Genomic DNA, 18,842 nt, shown 5'->3' on the forward strand with positions numbered 1-18,842 from the left:
TAGCCTGACTCTATCGAACAAATTTTTCTGACTGATGCCTTCATCATCAATGGGACGCTCGAGGATTGCTATGCGACTTTCAGATTTCATCCTCGAAAACCAGGAGCCTATTCTGCAAGCGTGGGAGGAGTTCGCCAGGTCCGTGGACACCCCGATGCCAGCTATGGGGCCGCTAGGTCTCAGAGACCATGCCGAGTTCATTTTGAGGAGTGTGGCACTCGATATGTGCACCTCTCAAACCCCTCAAGAACAGATCGACAAATCCCATGGGCTCGGGCCTGTAATAGATGATGAATCGGCCGCTCAAAGTCATGCCATTACGCGCCTCATGGCGGGGTTCACCCTAGACCAAATGGTTTCAGAATATCGCGCCCTCAGGTCGAGCGTACTCAGACTCTGGCTGACCCAAGGATATTCAGGGGAAGACCATCAAATTCTGGACATGATCCGATTCAACGAGGCAATCGATCAGGCGCTTGTCGAGTCCATAGCAGCGTATGGACAAGCGGTGGAGACGACTCGAAAAACAGTATTGGGCGTGCTGGGACACGACCTTCGCACACCATTGGGTGCTGTGACGCTGGGTGCCGATCTGTTGAGGCAAACGGAGGAGCTGGGCACTCGTGGACAAAGAATAATTGCGCAAATTACTACAAGCGCTCAAACCGCCAACCAGATGGTGAATGACCTGCTGGACCTGGCACGCTGCAACCTGGGCACTGGAATCCCGGTACGACCGGAAAAAACTGACCTGACGTCTGTTTGCCAGTCAGTCGTGGATGAGCTCGCCACCGCGCACCCAAACGCACAAATCATTTTCACCGACTCGGGAACGGTAACCGGCCAGTACGACCCATCACGCATGGCACAGGTTTTCTCGAATCTCATTGGCAACGCCGTGCGACACGGCAAAGTGCAGTCTCCAATTAACGTCACCCTGAATGGGGATGGCGCCACCGCTTGCTTTTGCGTGCAAAATTACGGAGAGCCTATTCCACCCAACGCCCTCGCCTCTCTCTTTAATCCGAACAGGCGTTTCTCCAAGTACTCCCAGGGAGAAAAAGGAGCATCATCTGGCCTCGGGCTGGGATTATTCATAGCGGCTCAGATTGTCGAGGGCCATGGAGGAAAGATAGAGGTCGAGTCGACACTGGTGCAGGGCACAATTTTCCGTGTGAATTTGCCCATTCGCTAATATCCATGGTTCTGTCGTTCAAGTACTGCCGAATCTGTCGTGCTTATGGTGAACGGCTGTGAGGCTGGTTTGCCTGAACCAAGAAGATCCGAGGATGCTCCGCGGAGCTCGGAAGCATTGATGCGCAACCCGCTCGGTATGCAAACAGTGGTACCGGTGCTGCTCGATGAAGCAGAACCGAAGCCCCCAATCTGCCGTGTTATACAGAGATCGTAGCTAGTGCGCATACATTGGCAGGGAATACTCGGAGCCCGACGATGCCATTGAGAAAAGCAAGTGCCCTCTTATCCGCCTTTTTTGTATTCACGACAACGGGCTGCCAACCCTCCAACGTTCAGCCGTTATCAATCACTGGAGATGCCTCAGCACGGTCTCAATCGGCGTGTCAAAAGGAGGATTTCATCTGGAATTACAAGATTGTGCCTTCGGTCTACGGTTCTGAACTCCCAGCGCTGACTGCGCCAAGCATCGGCGATACCTTAACCTTGGCAATGTCGAGTTTTACGGTTAAGTCGCTGACTGCGCAAGGAGATGAGCTGGAGCAAGGGCGGCGAAAATTGGTGCATGCATATGGTGCAGAGGCGCGCTTCCGGTTTGTGGCGAACCATGCAGTGGAGAGTAGCTATACCGGCATCTTCCAAAGCGGCACCGACTGCGTGATTGGTCGTCTTTCGTTGGCGACCAAGCCGACGGATACCCACTCTGTGCCAGCCTTGGCTTTGAAGTTTTTCATTGACGGTAATCACCCGTCGGTCAATTTACAGGTTATGAATTCCATCGATGGCCAAGAGAGATACAATTTCTTCGAGAAGACTTTCAGCAACATCATTCCACCCGCAGGCTCTTTTTCGACGCGCTTACTCGCCGGTTTCTTTGAACGGGCAGCCATACGTTTTGGGGCTAGAGATTCAGACCCCGGTCACTTGACCGTTGAGCATCTGGCCGATATTAACGTCGATGGCTCTGAAGTGGCTGCGCCAAGGGCGCCTTACCAACTTCTTTTTAAGCCGCGGCCGGCAGCAACTGCTCGCTTCAACGGGGTGACAATGCAGGATGACTTTCGGATAAGGTTGACTGACTTCCCTGTCGGAGAGGTGCTGTACGACGTTTACGCCTTGGATAAAGGCGAGACGGTCGAGCAGGCTAAACTTTTAGGTCAACTGGTTCTAAATTCCAGGATCGTGGCGTCTCGGTATGGCGACGAAAAGCTCTACTTTCAACACAATATGCAAAGATAATTCCGCCGTTGGACAACGGCAGCTTTGGCTCGTTTTCTGCCGGTCATGCCCATTAAGCGTTCTGGTCCAAAATCAATGAAGCTGCCGTTGCCTCTGTAGTTCCCTCTTCAGCCAGGTGCGTGCCGGTTGTGCGCCTTCTGGACATCGCACCTCATAGGCTCGGCCACTCATACTGCTTCTAGTGGCAGCAAGATCGATGAAGTCTTCTGCGCTGTTCACCATATTCTTGCCTTCGAGATAATTCAGCTTCTTCTCCAGATGCGCCCGAGCCCGGGGACCAGAGAATTCGTCCCCGTTACGCACAAACTGACATTCACTATGCTCGACAAAGTCCAGCAAGCCCTTTATCTCTTGAGTGGTTTGAGGTGTGGCTTGAGCCTGCACATTGGTTACGATTGCGATAAGGCTGATACCAGTTGCCATCATGAACTGGCTGATGGGCCTGGTCGCCGCTCCTATCCACATACACATGATTCATCCTCGTGCTGAAAGTGGAATGAATGTAGCAACCTCCAACAGCTACTACCTGTGCCAAGGGCTTTGCGAAACTCTTCGTCGATGTGTTTTTGTTGCTGCGCCGGCAAGTCATGTGCGCTGTATATCGCAAAGCCCAAAAATACGATGAACGTCCGTAAAATCAGTTCGAGCCCGAACCTGATCCAGAATGAATCGTCCATACCATGCAGCCCGATGATAGTCCTTGAGTTGTACTGCCTGTAAACGTCTAATGAAATCGAAGGCCACCTTGCTATCGTTATCCTGGGTGGGTTAGTGACCTCGCGCACGCGTTGCACGTTGGAAGCGTTGAAAGGTGGGAGGTCGCATCGTTAGCCGCGTCACGCCCCCTCCCCTGTAATCGAAGAAAACGAAACCCGACTTGGCCAAGGCGATCAGCGTTGCGTCCTTGGGGCGCGTGATGCGGAAAATGATATCGCCGCCGTATTTGTTGAAGTCCATCAGGCCGACCTCAAACAGCAAAACATCGCGTGCGTGGGCTTCAGCGCTGTAGACCGTGGCCAGATCGGTGACGATGATGTCGTCGGCGTTTACGTCGTATTCGAACAGCATCCTTGCCCGAGCCTCGGAAATCATCGAGATCATCGAGTCGTTTGCCAGGTGTTTTGCCGTGTTGATGTCGGTGACCCTTACGGTCATTTGCGTGGTGAACACATACTGATCATCGGGAAATGCAAGTTGCAGTCGGGCCATGTCTTGCTCTCGTCGCTTGGCGAAACAGCGGGCGGAATCAACCGCCCGCAAATGGGATTTACTGGGCCGGTTTAAGCTGCTGCACCTGTTGCATGACCTTCGCTGCCTTGAGCGTCTGGTAGTTGATGTTCGCAGGGTTGAGATTGACGCCTTCCTGGAACGGATACTGTGACAGCGTGGCGAGAAACTTCTGGACCTTGTCCTGTACCGGCACGAACAGCCAGGCCTGATCCCCCATCCAGCGTGCGTACATGCGTGACTCGTAGGGCGCCGTTTCGTAGGGATCAGCTTTCAGGTTGGTGATGATCGGCATATTGCTGACCTTGCGCGAACCTGACGCGACACCGCCTTCGACGTTGGCGAAACTCACCTTCCAGTCACGCCAGCGCAGTGCATTCAACTCACCGCCCATGCCGAAATAGAAGTACTCCTCACGGGGGCTCTCCTTCGCATCGCCTTTGAAGAACGGCAGGAAATCGTAACCATCGAGATGCACCCGGAATTGTTTGCCATTGAGGGTCATGCCCTTGGCCAGGTTCTCAGGAAGATTGGGCAGGCCCGCCGCAGTTGCCAGGGTTGGCATCCAGTCGTTATGCGCAATCAGCGTGTTGCTGTGACTGCCCGGCTTGAGGACACCCGGCCACTTCACCAGCAGCGGTACCCGATGCCCGCCCTCGAACGATGACCCTTTCTCGCCGTGAAACGGCGAGCTGCCTGATTCGGGCCAGGTTGCCTTCTGGGATCCGTTGTCGGTGGTGTAGATCACGATGGTGTTATCGGCGATACCGAGATCGTCGAGTTTCTTCAGCAACTGGCCGACCTGTTCGTCGTGTTCGACCATGCCGTCAGGATAAAGGCCGATCCCTGTCCTGCCATCCGAGCCTTCCTTCAGGTGAGTCCAGACGTGCATTCGCGTGCTGTTGAACCAGACGAAAAACGGTTTTTTTGCCGCATGGGATTTATCCATGAAATTTTCGGCGGACTGCACAAACTCATCGTCGATGGTCTCCATGCGCTTTCTGGTCAGTGGCCCGGTGTCTTCGATCTTGCCGTCTGCGTAGGAGTGGATCACCCCACGCGGGCCGTATTTCTTCCGGAACTCAGGGTCCTTCGGGTAGTAGTAGGTTTCCGGTTCTTCCTCAGCATTCATGTGATACAGGTTGCCGAAAAACTCGTCAAAACCGTGTTTGGTCGGCAGGTGTTCGTCACGATCACCGAGGTGGTTCTTGCCGAATTGTGCGGTGGCATAACCCTGTTGTTTCATCGCATCGCCGAGGGTCGGCGCCCAATCCGGAATGCCATGGGGCGAACCCGGCATCCCGACCGTCAGCAGCCCGGTGCGAAACGGGTGTTCGCCGAGGACGAACGCAGCGCGCCCGGCAGTGCAGGTTTGCTCACCGTAGGCATGGGTGAACAAGGTGCCTTCCCTGGCGATACGGTCGATGCTGGGCGTCTCGTAGCCCATCAACCCCTGGTTGTAGGCGCTGATATTGCTGACGCCGATATCGTCGCCAAAGATCACCAGGATATTCGGTTGAGGTGCAGCCTCGGCCAGCGCGATGCCTCCAAACAGCGGGACAGCCACCAACGCAATGCGTAGCAAGCATTGTCGAGCACTCAGCATTTCTTGTTCTCCGATCAACGAACTGTGGCAACAGAGCAGCGAAACAGCCCGGCCTGGGCTTGATCGCACTGATTGAATGCCACTGTTGTTCACAACCGGACGATGATCGGTAGCACCATCGGACAAATTGTATTCATGCCCGGTGATATGACCCTGGTTGATGACGGCCTATCGCGGGGGCTGATCGCAATCTACTTTGTGGTGGCAGGCCGCTATGGGTCGGATGCAGCCGTACGTCAACGCAAGTCCCAAGACCGGTTACAAGGGGTATAACTATCAGAACAAAAGGCGCCTGCGGCGCGGAGCGATGTGATGAGTTCCAGAGCATGGCGATGGGCTCGCAAGAGCCTTCTTGGCGGCATCGGGCTGGCCTTGCTGGTCGCTCCACTGTGCGCCAGCGCCATGTACAAGTGCCAAGCCAGGGACGGAGCCATCAGCTACACCAGCCAAGCCATCGCCAGCGCCCGCTGCACTCGCGTCAATGGCATGGCGGGCGCCGGTGTCGGCGCCAAGACAACGGCCCTGCCACGGCTTGTGCAGGACGACAGCTCCGGCGCGGTGCGGGTTCGGGTGTTCACCTTCATCCACAGGGGTGTTCGTCAATATGTGAGCCGGCGCCCCGTCGGGATTTCCGCACGGGTCGATGTCCTTGAGCTCTATTACATCAAGGGCTGCTATCTATGCATGGCGCCGAAGGATTTCAAGGTCGCCTCACTGCGCCTGGACACCCAATCCTATCGGCGGGAGATCGAAGCCGCTTCGGGTCTTTATGGTGTCGACCGGGCGCTGGTCCGCGCAGTGATACATGCCGAATCGGCGTTTCGCCCCTACGCCATTTCCGAAGCCGGCGCCCAGGGGCTGATGCAGTTGATGCCCGCCACCGCCGAGCGCTTCGCCGTGGACAATCCGTTCGACGCACGACAGAACATTCGTGGCGGCGTGCGCTACCTGGCCTGGCTGCTCAAGCGCTTCAACGGCAACCAGGTGCTGGCGTTGGCAGGTTACAACGCCGGCGAAGCGTCCGTGGTCGAGTACAACGGAGTGCCTCCCTACGCCGAGACGCAATCCTACGTCACCCGAGTGCAGTCCTTGACCGAACGCTATCGCAACCATCGCTAGTACCGTAGGGCGCATAACCCGAAACAGGTAATACGCCGGACGGGGAATGACCCAAGCGATCTTCCACGCTCACCGGTCGCTATCGGCTGTGGATTCAACCGGTCGTTGCAACAGATTGGCTGAATCGTTCAGCGGGCGTTTCGCAATTCCGTGTTTTCCGAGGGCGGCTATTGAGCTGCCTTGGTTCTCCATCAGCAATTACGACGAATAGAGCTACGCTTGTCTGCAATGGAGGGACTTTGCGCAATCCTACATAGGGCAGCGGAGCCAAAAGACATGGGCATTGAACAGGATGTTTATCCTGCGGCTACCGTTCTGGTGGTCGATGACACGCCAGACAACTTGATGCTGATGACCGACCTGCTCAAGGACAGGTATCGGGTCAAGGCCGCCAACAGCGGCGAAGCGGCGTTGCGCGTGCTACAAAGTAATCCGCTGCCGGACCTGATCCTGCTCGACATCATGATGCCGGGGTTGTCGGGTCATGACGTGGCCCGGCAACTGCAGAAAGATCCGCGTACCCGCCAGATTCCAATCATTTTTCTCACTGCCCTGGCGTCAATGGAAAACGAAATCCAGGGCCTGGAGCTGGGCGCGGTCGACTACATCACCAAGCCGATCAGTCCGCCATTGGTCCTGGCCCGGGTGCAGACCCAACTGAAGATCAAGGCCGCGGCTGACTTCCTTCGCGATCAGAACGACTTCCTCGAACAGGAGGTCCAGCGCCGCACCCGTGAGGTGATGGCCATTCAGGACGTCACTATCCAGGCCATGGCTTCGCTGGCCGAAACCCGCGACAACGAGACGGGCAACCACATCCGCCGCACCCAACACTACGTCAAGCTGCTGGCTGAACTGTTGCGCGATCATCCGCGTTTCAGTCAATTCCTGAACGATGACAGCATCCGCCAGCTGTTCAGGTCGGCACCGCTGCATGATATCGGCAAGATCGGCATTGCTGATCACATCCTGCTTAAACCGGGGCGTTTCACCCCGGAAGAATTTGAAATCATGAAAACCCACACCACCCTGGGGCGCGATGCCATCCAGCGTGCCGAGGATCAGTTGGGCCTTTCGGTGGACTTTCTGCGCATGGCCAAGGAAATCGCCTACAGCCACCAGGAAAAGTGGGATGGCAGTGGCTACCCGCAGGGACTGGCTGGCGAAGAAATCCCGATGAGTGCCCGATTGATGGCGGTGGCAGATGTCTATGACGCGCTGATCAGTCGTCGTGTGTACAAGGCTGGAATGCCGCACGAACAGGCCGTGGAGATCATTCGGCAAGGACGCGCGATCCACTTCGACCCGGACGTCTGTGATGTTTTCCTTGCCAACGCCGAGCAATTCCATGTCATCGCCGAGCGTTTTGCGGACAGCGACCAGGACATGGCCCGGCTGGCCGACCTGCAACGCACTTCCCAGAAACCCTGAACGGTCAACACGCCGGGTTTACATCTACGGGGACCTACAATGACCAGAGTGCTCGCCCTGCTGGAAAAACTGCCCCTGCGCATCAAGTTGATCCTCGGTTTCGCGACGCTGGGGATGCTGGTTCTGGTGCTTGGCGTGCAGAGCCTGCGTACCCAGGATTTGCTGCAAACGGATATGCAGAGGCTGTACCAGCAAGAGTTGGCGGGCATCGAACCCTTGCAGGAAGCGCGGGTGCTAATGCCGCATCTCATGCAGGGGTTGCAGCATGCCGTCGGCAGCAACAGCGAAGATGATCGTATCAAGGGCGTCGAGCAATTTGGTGAGGCTCGACAACATCTTCAAGTGGCGCTGCTGCAGGTACAACCGACCCTCTGGCGCCAGGAAAACCTGGAGCGATTCGCCATGTTCGAGGTTTTGCTGAAGCGTTTGCTGCACGACGGTGAGGCAGCACTGGAACTGGCCGCTGCAGGAGATCAAGCCCAAGCCTTGCGGCTGATCAATAGCGTCGAGTTCCAGGGGCTGGATGAGCGGGGAGACGACTTGCTCAAACAGATGGCGCGAATCAAACACACCTCCATTCATGACACGGCCAAACAGATCGCAGACTTTGCCGGGCGCAGCACCCGGCTCACTTATCAATTGCTGCTGGGCGGCCTGACACTGGCGTTGTTGATGGGCTGGTTGATCAGCCGTTCGATTCGCCTGCCCCTTGACCGGGTGCGCGCCGCCGTTGACGAGCTGACTGCTGGCCGACTGGACGGGACGATTCCCTATACCGATCTGCAAAATGAAACCGGTGATCTGGCGCGTGCAATCGCGATGCTGCAGACCGAGTCGCAACAACTGGAGCGCCAGCGCTGGGTCAAGGCGCAAACCGAGCAACTCCAGGCCGACTTGCCACATGCGGAAACGCCACGCGAGCTGGCCCAGGTTTTTTTACGGCATATGGCGAGCATGCTCGGCATCTGCCGGGGCGTGCTCTATAGCCTGCAAGAGCAGGATGAAAGCCTGCAATTGATTGGCAGCTACGCGACCGATCCCGATTACCCGCCGGCGCCGACGGTGGCTCTGGGAGCCGGCCTTCTAGGGCAATGCGCGCTGGATCGTGCGCCCCGTGAATTGCAGGGGCTGACGCAGCCGCTCGGACGGTTGCATTCGCAGTTGGGTGAAGTGCCGGCCAGCTATCTGCTGGTGCAGCCGGTTTTGCGTGGTGAGCGTCTGCTCGGCATGCTCGAGCTGGCGGGTTATCAAGCGCTGGGGGTCCGTGAACAGTCGCTGTTGCAGGAGGCCATGCCCCGCCTGGCCGGTGCCATGGCGGTGATGGAGCGTCATCTGGCGGTGCAATCCTTGCTGATCGAGACCCGGCGCCAGGCCGACGAGATGGGTCAGCAGGCCTTGCGACTGGAGTTGCAATCGAAGGAGCTGGAAGCACAACAGACTGCGTTGCGTGCCACCAAGGCCTGGTATCGCGCGATCCTCGAGGCGGCACCAGACGGCATGATCGTCATCAATGCCGAGGGCTCGATCCTGATGACCAACCCGCAACTGGACACGCTGTTCGGTTATGCCACGGGTGAGTTGGTGGGCGAGACCATCGAGCGGCTGGTGCCTGACGCGGCGCGCGGCCGGCATGTGACGTTGCGCAATGGTTTCATCGCCCATGGCAGCACCCGGCAGATGGGCGCGAACATGGACGACCTCAAAGGCCTTCGCAAGGACGGCAGCCTGTTTTCCGTGGAAATCGGCCTGTCGCACTTGCCGCTTCTGGAGGGACGTGGCACCTGTATCTGCGCTTCGGTTCGCGATGTCAGCGAGCGACGGCAGATGCAAGCGGCGCTCAAATCCAGCGAAACGCAGTTGCGTGCGGTATTGGACAGCAGTCCGGTGGCCATGCTGATTCGTGGCGATGATGGCCGCCTGAGTTACTGCAACCCGGAGCTGGAGGGCCTGTTCGGCGTCAGCCGCGAGCAACTGGGCGAGATGGACGAAAGTCGCTTCTGGTGCGATGCACAGGCACACGACCGCTTCCTGGCCGCAGCCGCCAAGGGCGCGGTTTTAAACTTCGAGGCCAGCCTGCAGCGCGATGGAGGAAAGCGTTTCGAGGTCTTGCTCTCGGCCGTCCCCCTGACACTCGGTGAGCGCAACATCAGCGCCAGTTGGTATTACGACATCACCGACCGCAAGGCCGCCGAGGCGCTGGTGCAGCACGCTCGGGAGATCGCCGAAGAGGCGACACGGGCCAAGAGCGAATTCCTCGCCAACATGAGCCATGAAATCCGCACGCCGATGAACGCCATTATCGGCATGAGCCACCTGGCGCTGCGCACCGACCTCGATAACCGGCAACGCAACTACATTGTGAAGGTGCATCGCTCGGCGGAGAGCCTGTTGGGGATCATCAACGACATCCTCGATTTCTCCAAGATCGAAGCCGGCAGGATGGACCTGGAGCTTATTCCCTTCCGCCTGGAAGACGTGCTGGAGAACTTCACCAACGTGGTGGGCCTGAGGGCCGAGGATAAAGGCCTGGAGCTGCTCTACAGCACGGTAGCCGATCTGCCGACCGCACTGATTGGCGACCCGCTGCGGCTGGGCCAGGTCCTGGCCAACCTGGGCAACAACGCGACGAAGTTCACCGAACAGGGTGAAATTGTGCTTGGCATCGAGCGCGTCGGGAGTGACGAGGGCAAGGTCGAGCTGCATTTCTGGGTGCGCGACACGGGCATCGGCATGAGCGAAGAGCAATGCCAGAGAATTTTTCAGTCTTTCATCCAGGCCGATAGTTCCACCACTCGCAAGTACGGAGGGACCGGCCTGGGCCTGGCGATTTCCAAGCGTCTGGTGGAGATGATGGGAGGCCGCATCTGGGTCGAAAGTACACTGGGCAGCGGTTCGACGTTTCATTTTTGCGTGAGTCTGGGCCTGCAGGCAGCGGCGACTGCGCGACGCATGTTCACCGCCGATGAGCTGCTGGGCATCCGCGTGCTGGTGGTCGATGACAACGCCAGTGCCCGGGAAATTCTTTCGGGCATGGCGCACAGCTTCGGTGTCGAAGTGGACGTCGCCGAAAGTGGTCGCATGGCCCTGCGCATGCTGGCGCAGGCCGAGAAAGATTCGCTGCCTTTCGACCTGGTCCTGATGGACTGGCGGATGCCCGGCATGGATGGGGTGGAGACGGTCCGCCAGATGCGCTCCGCCAACCTGACACGCACACCGTCAGTCATCATGGTCACCGCCCTTGATCGCGAGGAGTTACTTGAACAGGCCAGGCACCAGGACGTACATCTGCCGGTGGTGCTGACCAAGCCGGTCACCCCGTCCACCTTGCTGGAAGCCATAGGCACAGTGTTCGGCAAAGTGCCCCAAACCGGTACCCGCGCCCATGAGCGCAACGAGCAGAGCGCTGACAACATGGCCCGCCTGAAGGGTGCGCGCCTGCTGCTGGTGGAGGACAACGAACTGAACAGGGAGCTGGCGTGCGACCTGTTGCAAGAGGCAGGCATCGAGTTCGAGCTGGCAGATGATGGCCAACAGGCACTCGACTGGTTGGCACGGGACAGCGATTTCGACGGTGTGCTGATGGACTGCCAGATGCCGGTGATGGACGGCTATACCGCGACCCGCAGGATTCGCCAGCAATCGAACTTCGCGGCGTTGCCGATCATCGCCATGACCGCCGACGCCATGGCCGGGGACCGCGAACGCGCCCTGGCCTGCGGCATGAATGACCACCTGTCCAAGCCACTGGACGTAGACGGCATGTTCGCCACGCTGGCCAGGTGGATCACGCCACGGCCCGGGCGTGGCGGCCGGGCGCGGGAGGCGACCGTTGCCGACACATCCGGACAGTTGCCCGCCGAGCTTGCAGGCATCGATCAGGTCGCCGGGCTGGCTGCCTGTTCGGGCAAGACGGCCCTTTACTTGCGACTGTTGCGCACATTCCACGCGACCCAGAAGAGCTTCGTCGAACAGTTCAAAACGGCAATCGCCGACGCCGACGCCGATCCGACGGCCGCTGTTCGAATGGCTCACACGCTGCATGGTAACGCGGGGAACATCGGCGCCAGGGCACTGGCACAGGCTGCGGCACAGCTGGAGCAAGCGTGCCGGGCTGGTGAGCCGAGCGATGGCGTGCAAGCTCACTTGACCGAGGTCAGTCGGTGTTTGATACCGGTATTGAGCGCGCTGGCGCTTTTGCCCGAGGAAAAAACGGCTTCAGGGGCGAAGCCGCCGCAGGCCGAGGCGGAACTCGGTGACCAGCTCACTCGGCTCGGGCAATTATTGGCCGAGAGTGACACCGCAGCCTTTGAAGCGCTTGATGAGTTACGGCAGTTGTCACTCGATGATGCATTGGCCAGGCGTCTGAGCCGGGTGGCCCAGCAGCTTGAGCGCTTCGACTTTGATCGGGCCCTGGCGTTGCTGCAAGGCGAAATCAAACGCTCCGCCCTGCCCCCCGAATGACCAGAGTGCACCGACAGCAAGGAACCAGGTGTCGCTTAGTACCGATAGGTTGCCTGCACTGAAACGCCGTTCGCACTATTGCGGTAGGTGGCACTGTATTCCGGTTGGAGACCGGAGTTGTTCGACTGCTTCACCGAGACTTTGGAATCCCAGAGATAGCCATAAGCAAAGTCTATCGTCAGATCTGGAGTCGGCGAATAAGCACCACCCAGGGTCACGGCTTGGCGATTGCCAACCGGAATGCGCACGCTGCGATCGGCATTTCTAATGGGCGACGGATCATAGGCGTAGCCGGCGCGCAGCAGCCATTGTTGGTTCAATTGATAGGAGGCGCCCACGGCAGTAGACCAAGTGTCCCGCCAGTTCATTTCTTCGGTCACACTTCCCAGACCCGCCGCCTGCCCCAATGGGGTAAGACCGCTGTTAACTGCCTCGACCTTCTTGATCCGGCTCCAACGTTTCCAGGTGGTCCCCAGGTAGCCCGTCCAGCGGCTATTGAAATGATGGGTGATGGACGTGTCCACGGATTCGGGCATCGTGAGGTCTATCTTGTTGTCATAATTTCCGTCCAGCGGGACAACGCTCGGGGAGCCGGAAACCTCAGTATGCCCTTCGAGTTCATAGTCCACCTTCGAGTGATAGTTAATCCCCCAACGGGTAGCCTCGGTAAAGTCAACCAGGATGCCGACGTTGTAGCCAAGTGCCGTGTCATCGCCTTTGATGGTCACCAGTGTGTCCTCGCCGTTGTTCAGGGCGCCGGTGGCCAGGTAGTTCTGAAGTTTTGCATTGAAACGGTTGATGGTCGGTCCACCACCAATGGATACGTAATCATTGATCCGCCAGGCAATGGTGGGCTGAAGGGTTACTTCCTTGGTCGTGCTATAGGAGCCATGGTAACGACCCTGAAAACTGCGCTCGTAATCATTGATCAGGCCACTCGGAGCATACAGGCCAAGACCCATCGAAAATCGATCGTCCAGCGGCGTCGACATATAGACGAAGGGCACGACCCCCAACGGTACCGAGTCCCCCTTATTCGTTCCCGGGGCTCTGCTCTGCGCATCACTGATGTCATCGCTCACCGAGACGACCGCGGCTCCGCCGGAAATCTCGGTTCGTTTCAATTTGGTCAAACCTGCAGGGTTTCCAAAGATCGTGCTGGCATCCAGCGCGGAAGATGACCTTCCCGCATACGCAGTACCCGCACTGCTTGCACTTTGCTCGTTCAAGGCAATGCCATTGGCCCCCGCACTTGTGCAAGTGCCGAGTATTACCGCGGCACCTGTGAATCTGATCCAGGAAGACACTTCTTGCACAGCTGAGAGACACGGAGTTGCACGGTTGCTCAGTTTCATTTCCCACCTCGTATTGTTTTTATTGATTGGTGCGCAGGCAAAGCTTCGCCTTCCGGTGCACTTGGCAGTGCCGGCAGGCGTTGTTCAAAGTTGTGAAAGGCCCTGTCTGACGACTACCAGGGCCGAGGTGCCGAACTTATGAAGCCGGGATCATTTGAGCCACTCCACTTGAAAGCTATAGCGACCAAGAAGGAGGGCCAAAGACTCTTGATCTGTTCCGGCCCGGATGCACGCGACTAACCCACGTTGTTCATGCTGAATGACCTCGACCGCAATGTCCTTCAGACACATGCGTTCCACTTCCTGCCGAACTGTTCGGGTCACTTCGCGCTGCTGCAAGGCGGGCTTGAAGATTTTGCCAACCGCCGTCAATGGCAGTGCTTCGAGGATTTCGATCCGCTTGGGAATGGCCGCCCGCTCACTGATGTGGTGCTGAGCAAATTGCTCAAGTTCTTCGATATTGCAGACGTGGCCTGGTCGCAGTTGCACGTAGGCGACCGGTACTTCGCCCGAATAGGCGTCCGGGCTGCCGATGGCCGCCGCCAACGCCACCGCCGGGTGGGCTTGCAGAGCCTCTTCGATTTGCTTGGGATCGATATTGTGGCCGCCGCGGATAATCAGCTCCTTCTTGCGCCCGGTCAGCCAGAAGTAGCCATTTTCATCCTTGCGCCCCAGATCGCCCGTATTCAGCCAGCGCTGACCATTTATGTTGATCCACAGGCCCCGGTTATGGCTTTCCTCAACGTAACCCTCGAACAGGTTCGGACCTGTGATGGTGATCACGCCAATTTCGCTGGGGTCAGCGTCGCGCAGATACTCTCCAGCGTCATCGAGCATGACTGCGCGCATGTCCTGGTAGGCAATCCGTATACCGATGGAGCCGATGTAGCGCTCGCCATGGGGTGGGTTGACCGAGGAGACGCACGCGCCTTCCGTGAGTCCATAACCTTCGAGGATCTTCACCCCGGTCCGGCCTTCGAACGCCCGGAAAAGTTCGACCGGCATCGGCGCGGCGCCACACATGGCATAACGAAGGCTGGACAGGTCACGGCCTTCCAGCTCGTTTTGCAACAGTGCGGAATAGACGGTTGGAACACCGGAAAAGAAGTTGATGCCGAAGTGCTCAACCATCTCCCAGAAGCGTGGCATCACCCCCTCACCGCGATAACCCTGCGGCGTGCCGAGGATGACGTGATCACCTTGGCTCCAAGGCATCAGGCCTGTCACCAGCTGTGCATTGACATGGAACAGCGGCAACCCACAGAAAATGACCTGACCACTCCCGCGTGGTTGCATGTGCGTGGCCATGGCCCACGCGTTGAAGACCTCCGCCCCATGGGTACGCATCGCAATCTTGGGCAGGCCGGTGGTACCGCCGGTGCAGAAGTAAGAGGAACGATCCCCCGGGCGAAACAGCCGGGCACTCTTCAAGTGCGTGCCTGGCTGAGCGTCCATCAGCGTGCGTAATTCGTGAATCGTGGTGCCCTTGTGCAACTCACGTTCTTTTTCTGCCAGGGACTCCAGGGATTCACGTTGAGCTACATCAACGTAGGGCCCCATGCCAACCCAAACGACGTGCTTGATCCGGGGAAGTTGATCCAGCTGCGAAGCCAGCTTGGGCCACAGGTCACTGCCCGGAGTCGGCGCGAGCGTGACCACCACGCTGGCGTTCGCGGCCCGCAGCAAGGCCGCTATCTGTTTGGCCTCTTGCAGCGGATTGATCGCCATGACGATACCGGCCGCTTCCCCCCCCCAGATGGTGAAGTGGGTTTCCGGCAGGTTGGGCAGGATGAAGGCCAGCACTTCACCCGGGGTAATGCCCAGGTCGTGGAAGGCATTCGCCGCGCGAGTGATGTCTTCGACGAGTTCGGCATAGCTCCAGTGGTGGGTGTTCCTGAAGCGGGTAGCGTCGGCGAAGAAACTCAGTGCCGGCGCGTTGGGGTCAAGCTCGGCTGTCCGGGTCAGTGCTTCATAAGTGCTTGAAGCCAAGCCACGCAATGCCAGCGGGACCTGCTCAATACTTTCAATGTCGCTCAGAGATCGCACCATCATTTTCAGGCCTCCTCTACGACTCGGTTGCGTTGCACGCCCAGGTCAATCACGCCATCGGCACTGCGAATGCGCGCCTCGACCACGTCGCCTGCCTTGAGATATTGCGTCCGCCCTTCCTGCGCCTTGAGGAAAAGCTTCCATTTGGTGGCTTCCGGCATCAGGGCTGCAATGCGCTGTTTGGCCGGCGAAGGGATGGTCAGTGCGCATCCCGCAGGCGTACCGGTGGCGATCAGGTCGCCGGGGGCGAGATCCTGGACGGTGGAGAGTTCGGTCAGGGTTTCAGCGGGGCCGTATACCAGGTTGGCCGTGCTGTCGCTTTGTCGGACTTCGCCGTTGACCGTCAGGCGCAACTGCAAGGCTTTCAGGTAATGCATGTCCTGGGCACCCAGCAGGCAGAGATATGGGCCGACCGGGCCAAAAGTACGGAAGCTCTTGCCCTTGTAGAACTGCATCTGAGGGATCTGGATGTCGCGTGCCGAGTAGTCGTTGACAATGACCACACCCGCAACGAACTCATGCAGGTTGGCGTCATTGACGGTCACTGCGCCGCTGATTGCGCGTTTCATCACCAGCCCGAGCTCGATCTCATAATCAAGGAAGCGCACGGTGCGCGGCTTGATCAGGACGCTGTCTGCGGCCACCAGGCAGCTGGTCGCCTTGGTGAACATCATGTTGTATTTCTTCGCATCCGGGTCCATGCCCGACTCGATCATGTGCTGCCGGTAGTTGGCCCCCTGGCAGACAAACTGTTGGTTGCGGGTCACCGGCGACAGCAGCTTCACTTCGTGCGCCTCCAACTGCGTACCTTCGAGTTGAGCGAGGTCGTCGATACTGTTCTGGCAGATGAAGTCACCCGTGGTCTCAAAAGTGCCCGGGACAATCGTGATACGGTCTTGGCGTAGCACGCCCCAGTGGATACCGTTCTCAAACTCAAAGCGGACGACGTGTACAGCGGACATTGAAGGTACTCCTGGGGCAGCGTTTGTCCCGCGCTCGATGGCGCGAGAACTGTGGTGTTGTTCTGAGAGTGGGCTGGCGACGCTGTAGAGCAACGAGCCGCTGGCGATCAAGGCTCCGGTTTTGAGTACGTCTCGCCGGCTAGACCGGGTAGCGATGCCCGACATGACGGCGGCTCTACCCGAACATCCGCATCAGCGTGATCAACTTGCGAATCGTCAAGTCCGGGCTGCGTCGCAGGTTGCGAACCAGCGCCCGCACATTGCTGAAGCTCATCTTGGGTTTTGTGAAACGCCTGGGCATGCGCTGCCCCCACTGCGCCATTGCTTCCGGGCTCACGGGATGGATGCCCGTAGGCCGAGTGGCCGTGAACACATCCCCGTCGCAGTAATGCTCGTGCTTATCGCCCCATGGGTCTTGCCAGTAATCGAAGATCTGGCTGCCCAGGATGTGCCGGCCGATTCCCCACGAGTGTTCCCACCCCTGCTCCCGCAGGACGCGCTGCCCCATGCCCACCGCATCTGCATCGACGACTTCATAGGCACTATGGCTATAGGCAGCCATGAACCCCTGCGCTATCGCGAGCGTATGGTGTGCAGTGGGCGTTTCGCCGAGGTCAAGGCGCATGAAGGCGACGATAGGCGAGCCGTCGGGGAGTACCTGCACATCGCTGGGAATAAATCCGAAATGCCGGGTATACCAGGCACAGGTCGACTGGTAGTCGGCCACTTCAATCACGATATGACCGAGTTTGAGTACCTCAGGCGGAGCCATCGGCGGGCGTTGTGTGGCGTTGATCCGCGGTTGCTGCTGCGCCAGGTTCCAGGATAGAGGTGCCCGATGTTCCAAAGGTCTGGCTGGCGTCCGGTCGCAAACAGCCTCCACGATGAAACCGGAAGGATCCTTCAGATGGACGCAATACCCGCCACCGGGATGTTCCGACTTCTCGATCGATGACGCACCCGGGATCTGAGTCAGTTTTTCCAGATCGTCGAGAGACTCTACAGCCAAACCGAACCCGACAAACCGTGCCTGCTCGGCACGCTGGACGCGGTAGCAGTATGAACTCGCTTCAGTAGCGCGCAGATAGAGTGTATCGGCGTCCTGATGACCTACCGTCAGGCCGAAGTCCGTCAGGAAGCACGCCGCCTGGTTCAAGTCCGGCCGTTGAAAGATCAGGTGAGTCAGATCCTGCGCCTTCACTGTCGGCTGTGGATGCCGGACCGGTTGCGGTGTCGCCAGCCGGTGCAGTTCTTTTTTGTGGGTCATTGTTGTTGTTTTCCGGTTTTTTAAGGCAAAGCTATCCCGCCCCCTGAAAAATCAGGGGGTGTTATCGGGTCGAGTGGGTTACGTGATCAGTCTGGAGACGGCAGTACCGGCAACTCCGAGGTTGCCAGCGCACGAGCCTCTTGCGGTGGAATGCCCAGTGCCCGCAGCACCAGCTCAGCCGTGTCAGAGCCCGCTTCACGCCACGTTCTATGCCCTTCCAGCACCAGGAAAATCGAGCCGAGGACGCCGCTCGATATCAGCGTCAGTATCGAGAGCAATTGCTCCTGGCGAAAGGTGTAGCGCCCACTGGAAAGTCCGTTCAGAAGATCGGTCGTCGCCTGGCCGCTGAACATTTCGCGCAATGCCGGGGTGCTCATGGCGAACTTATGGATAAAGGCCCCCCATTGGGAATCCTCATGCGCTCGACGAATGAAGAAGCGGATTCCATTGGCAAGCCGCTGAGCGGGATCGGACAGGGAGTTGAAGCTCTTGCTGACGCGCTCATGCATCTCCGCCGCAAGCTGCCCGGCAACTGCCTCGAACAGGCTTTCCATGTTGTCGATGTTGCTATAGACCGTTCCGCGCGCCACGCCGGCCGCTTGTGCAAGGTCCAGGATGTTCACTTGCGAGGTACCTCGTTCAGCGAACAGGCGAAAAGCGGCTTGATGAAGGCGGCGTTGCGTTGGATTCAGGGATTCCACGGTTCTCTCTCCAGGATTACCTTTATGACGCCAATTGAACACTCGTGTTCAATTGGCGTCAACAGCGGTTTTTGAATTAAATCCGTCAATCCCCATGAAAAGCGTTATAACTCTTGAAAACAGAGTGTACTAAGCCATAAAAGGCTCAGAATGAGCTCTTCGCACAGCACGTAAATGAACATGCATGTTCAGTATTTCCGCACAGTGGCTTCGGCCTGATAGCCACTGGCA

Annotated in this window: 13 protein-coding genes; 5 read left to right on the forward strand and 8 right to left on the reverse strand. The window is 58.2% G+C overall.

The window, feature by feature from the left end; all coding sequences use genetic code 11:
- Positions 1-70: 70 nt before the first annotated feature.
- Both CD175_RS08635 and CD175_RS08640 read left to right on the forward strand, forming a co-directional pair.
- On the forward strand, positions 71-1,195 hold the full coding sequence (locus CD175_RS08635; RefSeq protein WP_104448534.1) for a sensor histidine kinase: 1,125 nt from the start codon (positions 71-73) through the stop codon (positions 1,193-1,195).
- Positions 1,196-1,452: 257 nt separating this feature from the next.
- Positions 1,453-2,433 (forward strand): hypothetical protein, encoded by a 981-nt coding sequence (locus CD175_RS08640; protein WP_104448535.1) that lies wholly within the window; start codon positions 1,453-1,455, stop codon positions 2,431-2,433.
- Between the two features lie 72 nt (positions 2,434-2,505).
- On the opposite strand, the gene CD175_RS08645 is transcribed toward CD175_RS08640, so the two are convergent.
- From CD175_RS08645 to CD175_RS08655, 3 genes are all read right to left on the reverse strand, one after another.
- Positions 2,506-2,859 carry a YfeK family protein gene (locus CD175_RS08645; RefSeq protein ID WP_420849100.1) on the reverse strand — a complete coding sequence of 118 codons (354 nt, stop codon included), beginning with the start codon at positions 2,857-2,859 and terminating at the stop codon, positions 2,506-2,508.
- A gap of 342 nt (positions 2,860-3,201) precedes the next feature.
- Positions 3,202-3,642, reverse strand: coding sequence for a thioesterase family protein (locus tag CD175_RS08650; RefSeq protein WP_104448537.1), 441 nt, complete (start codon positions 3,640-3,642; stop codon positions 3,202-3,204).
- 58 nt (positions 3,643-3,700) lie between these two features.
- The gene (locus CD175_RS08655) at positions 3,701-5,266 is read right to left on the reverse strand and encodes an arylsulfatase (protein ID WP_104448538.1); all 1,566 of its coding nucleotides are present in this window, start codon (positions 5,264-5,266) and stop codon (positions 3,701-3,703) included.
- 312 nt (positions 5,267-5,578) lie between these two features.
- On the opposite strand from CD175_RS08655, the gene CD175_RS08660 reads away from it, so the two are divergent.
- The 3 genes from CD175_RS08660 (at position 5,579) to CD175_RS08670 (ending at position 12,277) form a co-directional block, all read left to right on the forward strand.
- The gene (locus tag CD175_RS08660) at positions 5,579-6,385 is read left to right on the forward strand and encodes a lytic transglycosylase domain-containing protein (protein WP_104448539.1); all 807 of its coding nucleotides are present in this window, start codon (positions 5,579-5,581) and stop codon (positions 6,383-6,385) included.
- A gap of 276 nt (positions 6,386-6,661) precedes the next feature.
- Positions 6,662-7,816, forward strand: a complete 1,155-nt coding sequence (locus CD175_RS08665) for a response regulator (RefSeq protein WP_104448540.1) — start codon at positions 6,662-6,664, stop codon at positions 7,814-7,816.
- 39 nt (positions 7,817-7,855) lie between these two features.
- The gene (locus tag CD175_RS08670; protein WP_104448541.1) at positions 7,856-12,277 is read left to right on the forward strand and encodes a response regulator; all 4,422 of its coding nucleotides are present in this window, start codon (positions 7,856-7,858) and stop codon (positions 12,275-12,277) included.
- Positions 12,278-12,312: 35 nt separating this feature from the next.
- Here the strand turns inward: CD175_RS08670 and CD175_RS08675 are convergent, their stop codons facing one another.
- The 5 genes from CD175_RS08675 to CD175_RS08695 all read right to left on the reverse strand — a co-directional run bounded on the left by CD175_RS08675 (position 12,313) and on the right by CD175_RS08695 (position 18,611).
- Positions 12,313-13,632: an outer membrane protein transport protein gene (locus CD175_RS08675; RefSeq protein WP_104448542.1), complete on the reverse strand. Its 1,320-nt coding sequence runs from the start codon at positions 13,630-13,632 to the stop codon at positions 12,313-12,315.
- 150 nt (positions 13,633-13,782) lie between these two features.
- Positions 13,783-15,684, reverse strand: coding sequence for an acyl-CoA synthetase (locus CD175_RS08680; RefSeq protein ID WP_104448543.1), 1,902 nt, complete (start codon positions 15,682-15,684; stop codon positions 13,783-13,785).
- Between the two features lie 2 nt (positions 15,685-15,686).
- Entirely contained in the window at positions 15,687-16,643 is a 957-nt protein-coding gene (locus tag CD175_RS08685) for a fumarylacetoacetate hydrolase family protein (RefSeq protein ID WP_104448544.1), read from the reverse strand.
- 175 nt (positions 16,644-16,818) lie between these two features.
- A complete protein-coding gene (locus tag CD175_RS08690) occupies positions 16,819-17,910 on the reverse strand; it encodes a VOC family protein (RefSeq protein ID WP_104448545.1) in 1,092 nt (363 codons plus the stop codon).
- Positions 17,911-17,996: 86 nt separating this feature from the next.
- A complete protein-coding gene (locus CD175_RS08695; RefSeq protein ID WP_104448546.1) occupies positions 17,997-18,611 on the reverse strand; it encodes a TetR/AcrR family transcriptional regulator in 615 nt (204 codons plus the stop codon).
- Positions 18,612-18,842 lie beyond the last annotated feature (231 nt).

This window comes from Pseudomonas laurylsulfatiphila (assembly GCF_002934665.1).
GTDB classification, from domain to species: domain Bacteria; phylum Pseudomonadota; class Gammaproteobacteria; order Pseudomonadales; family Pseudomonadaceae; genus Aquipseudomonas; species Aquipseudomonas laurylsulfatiphila.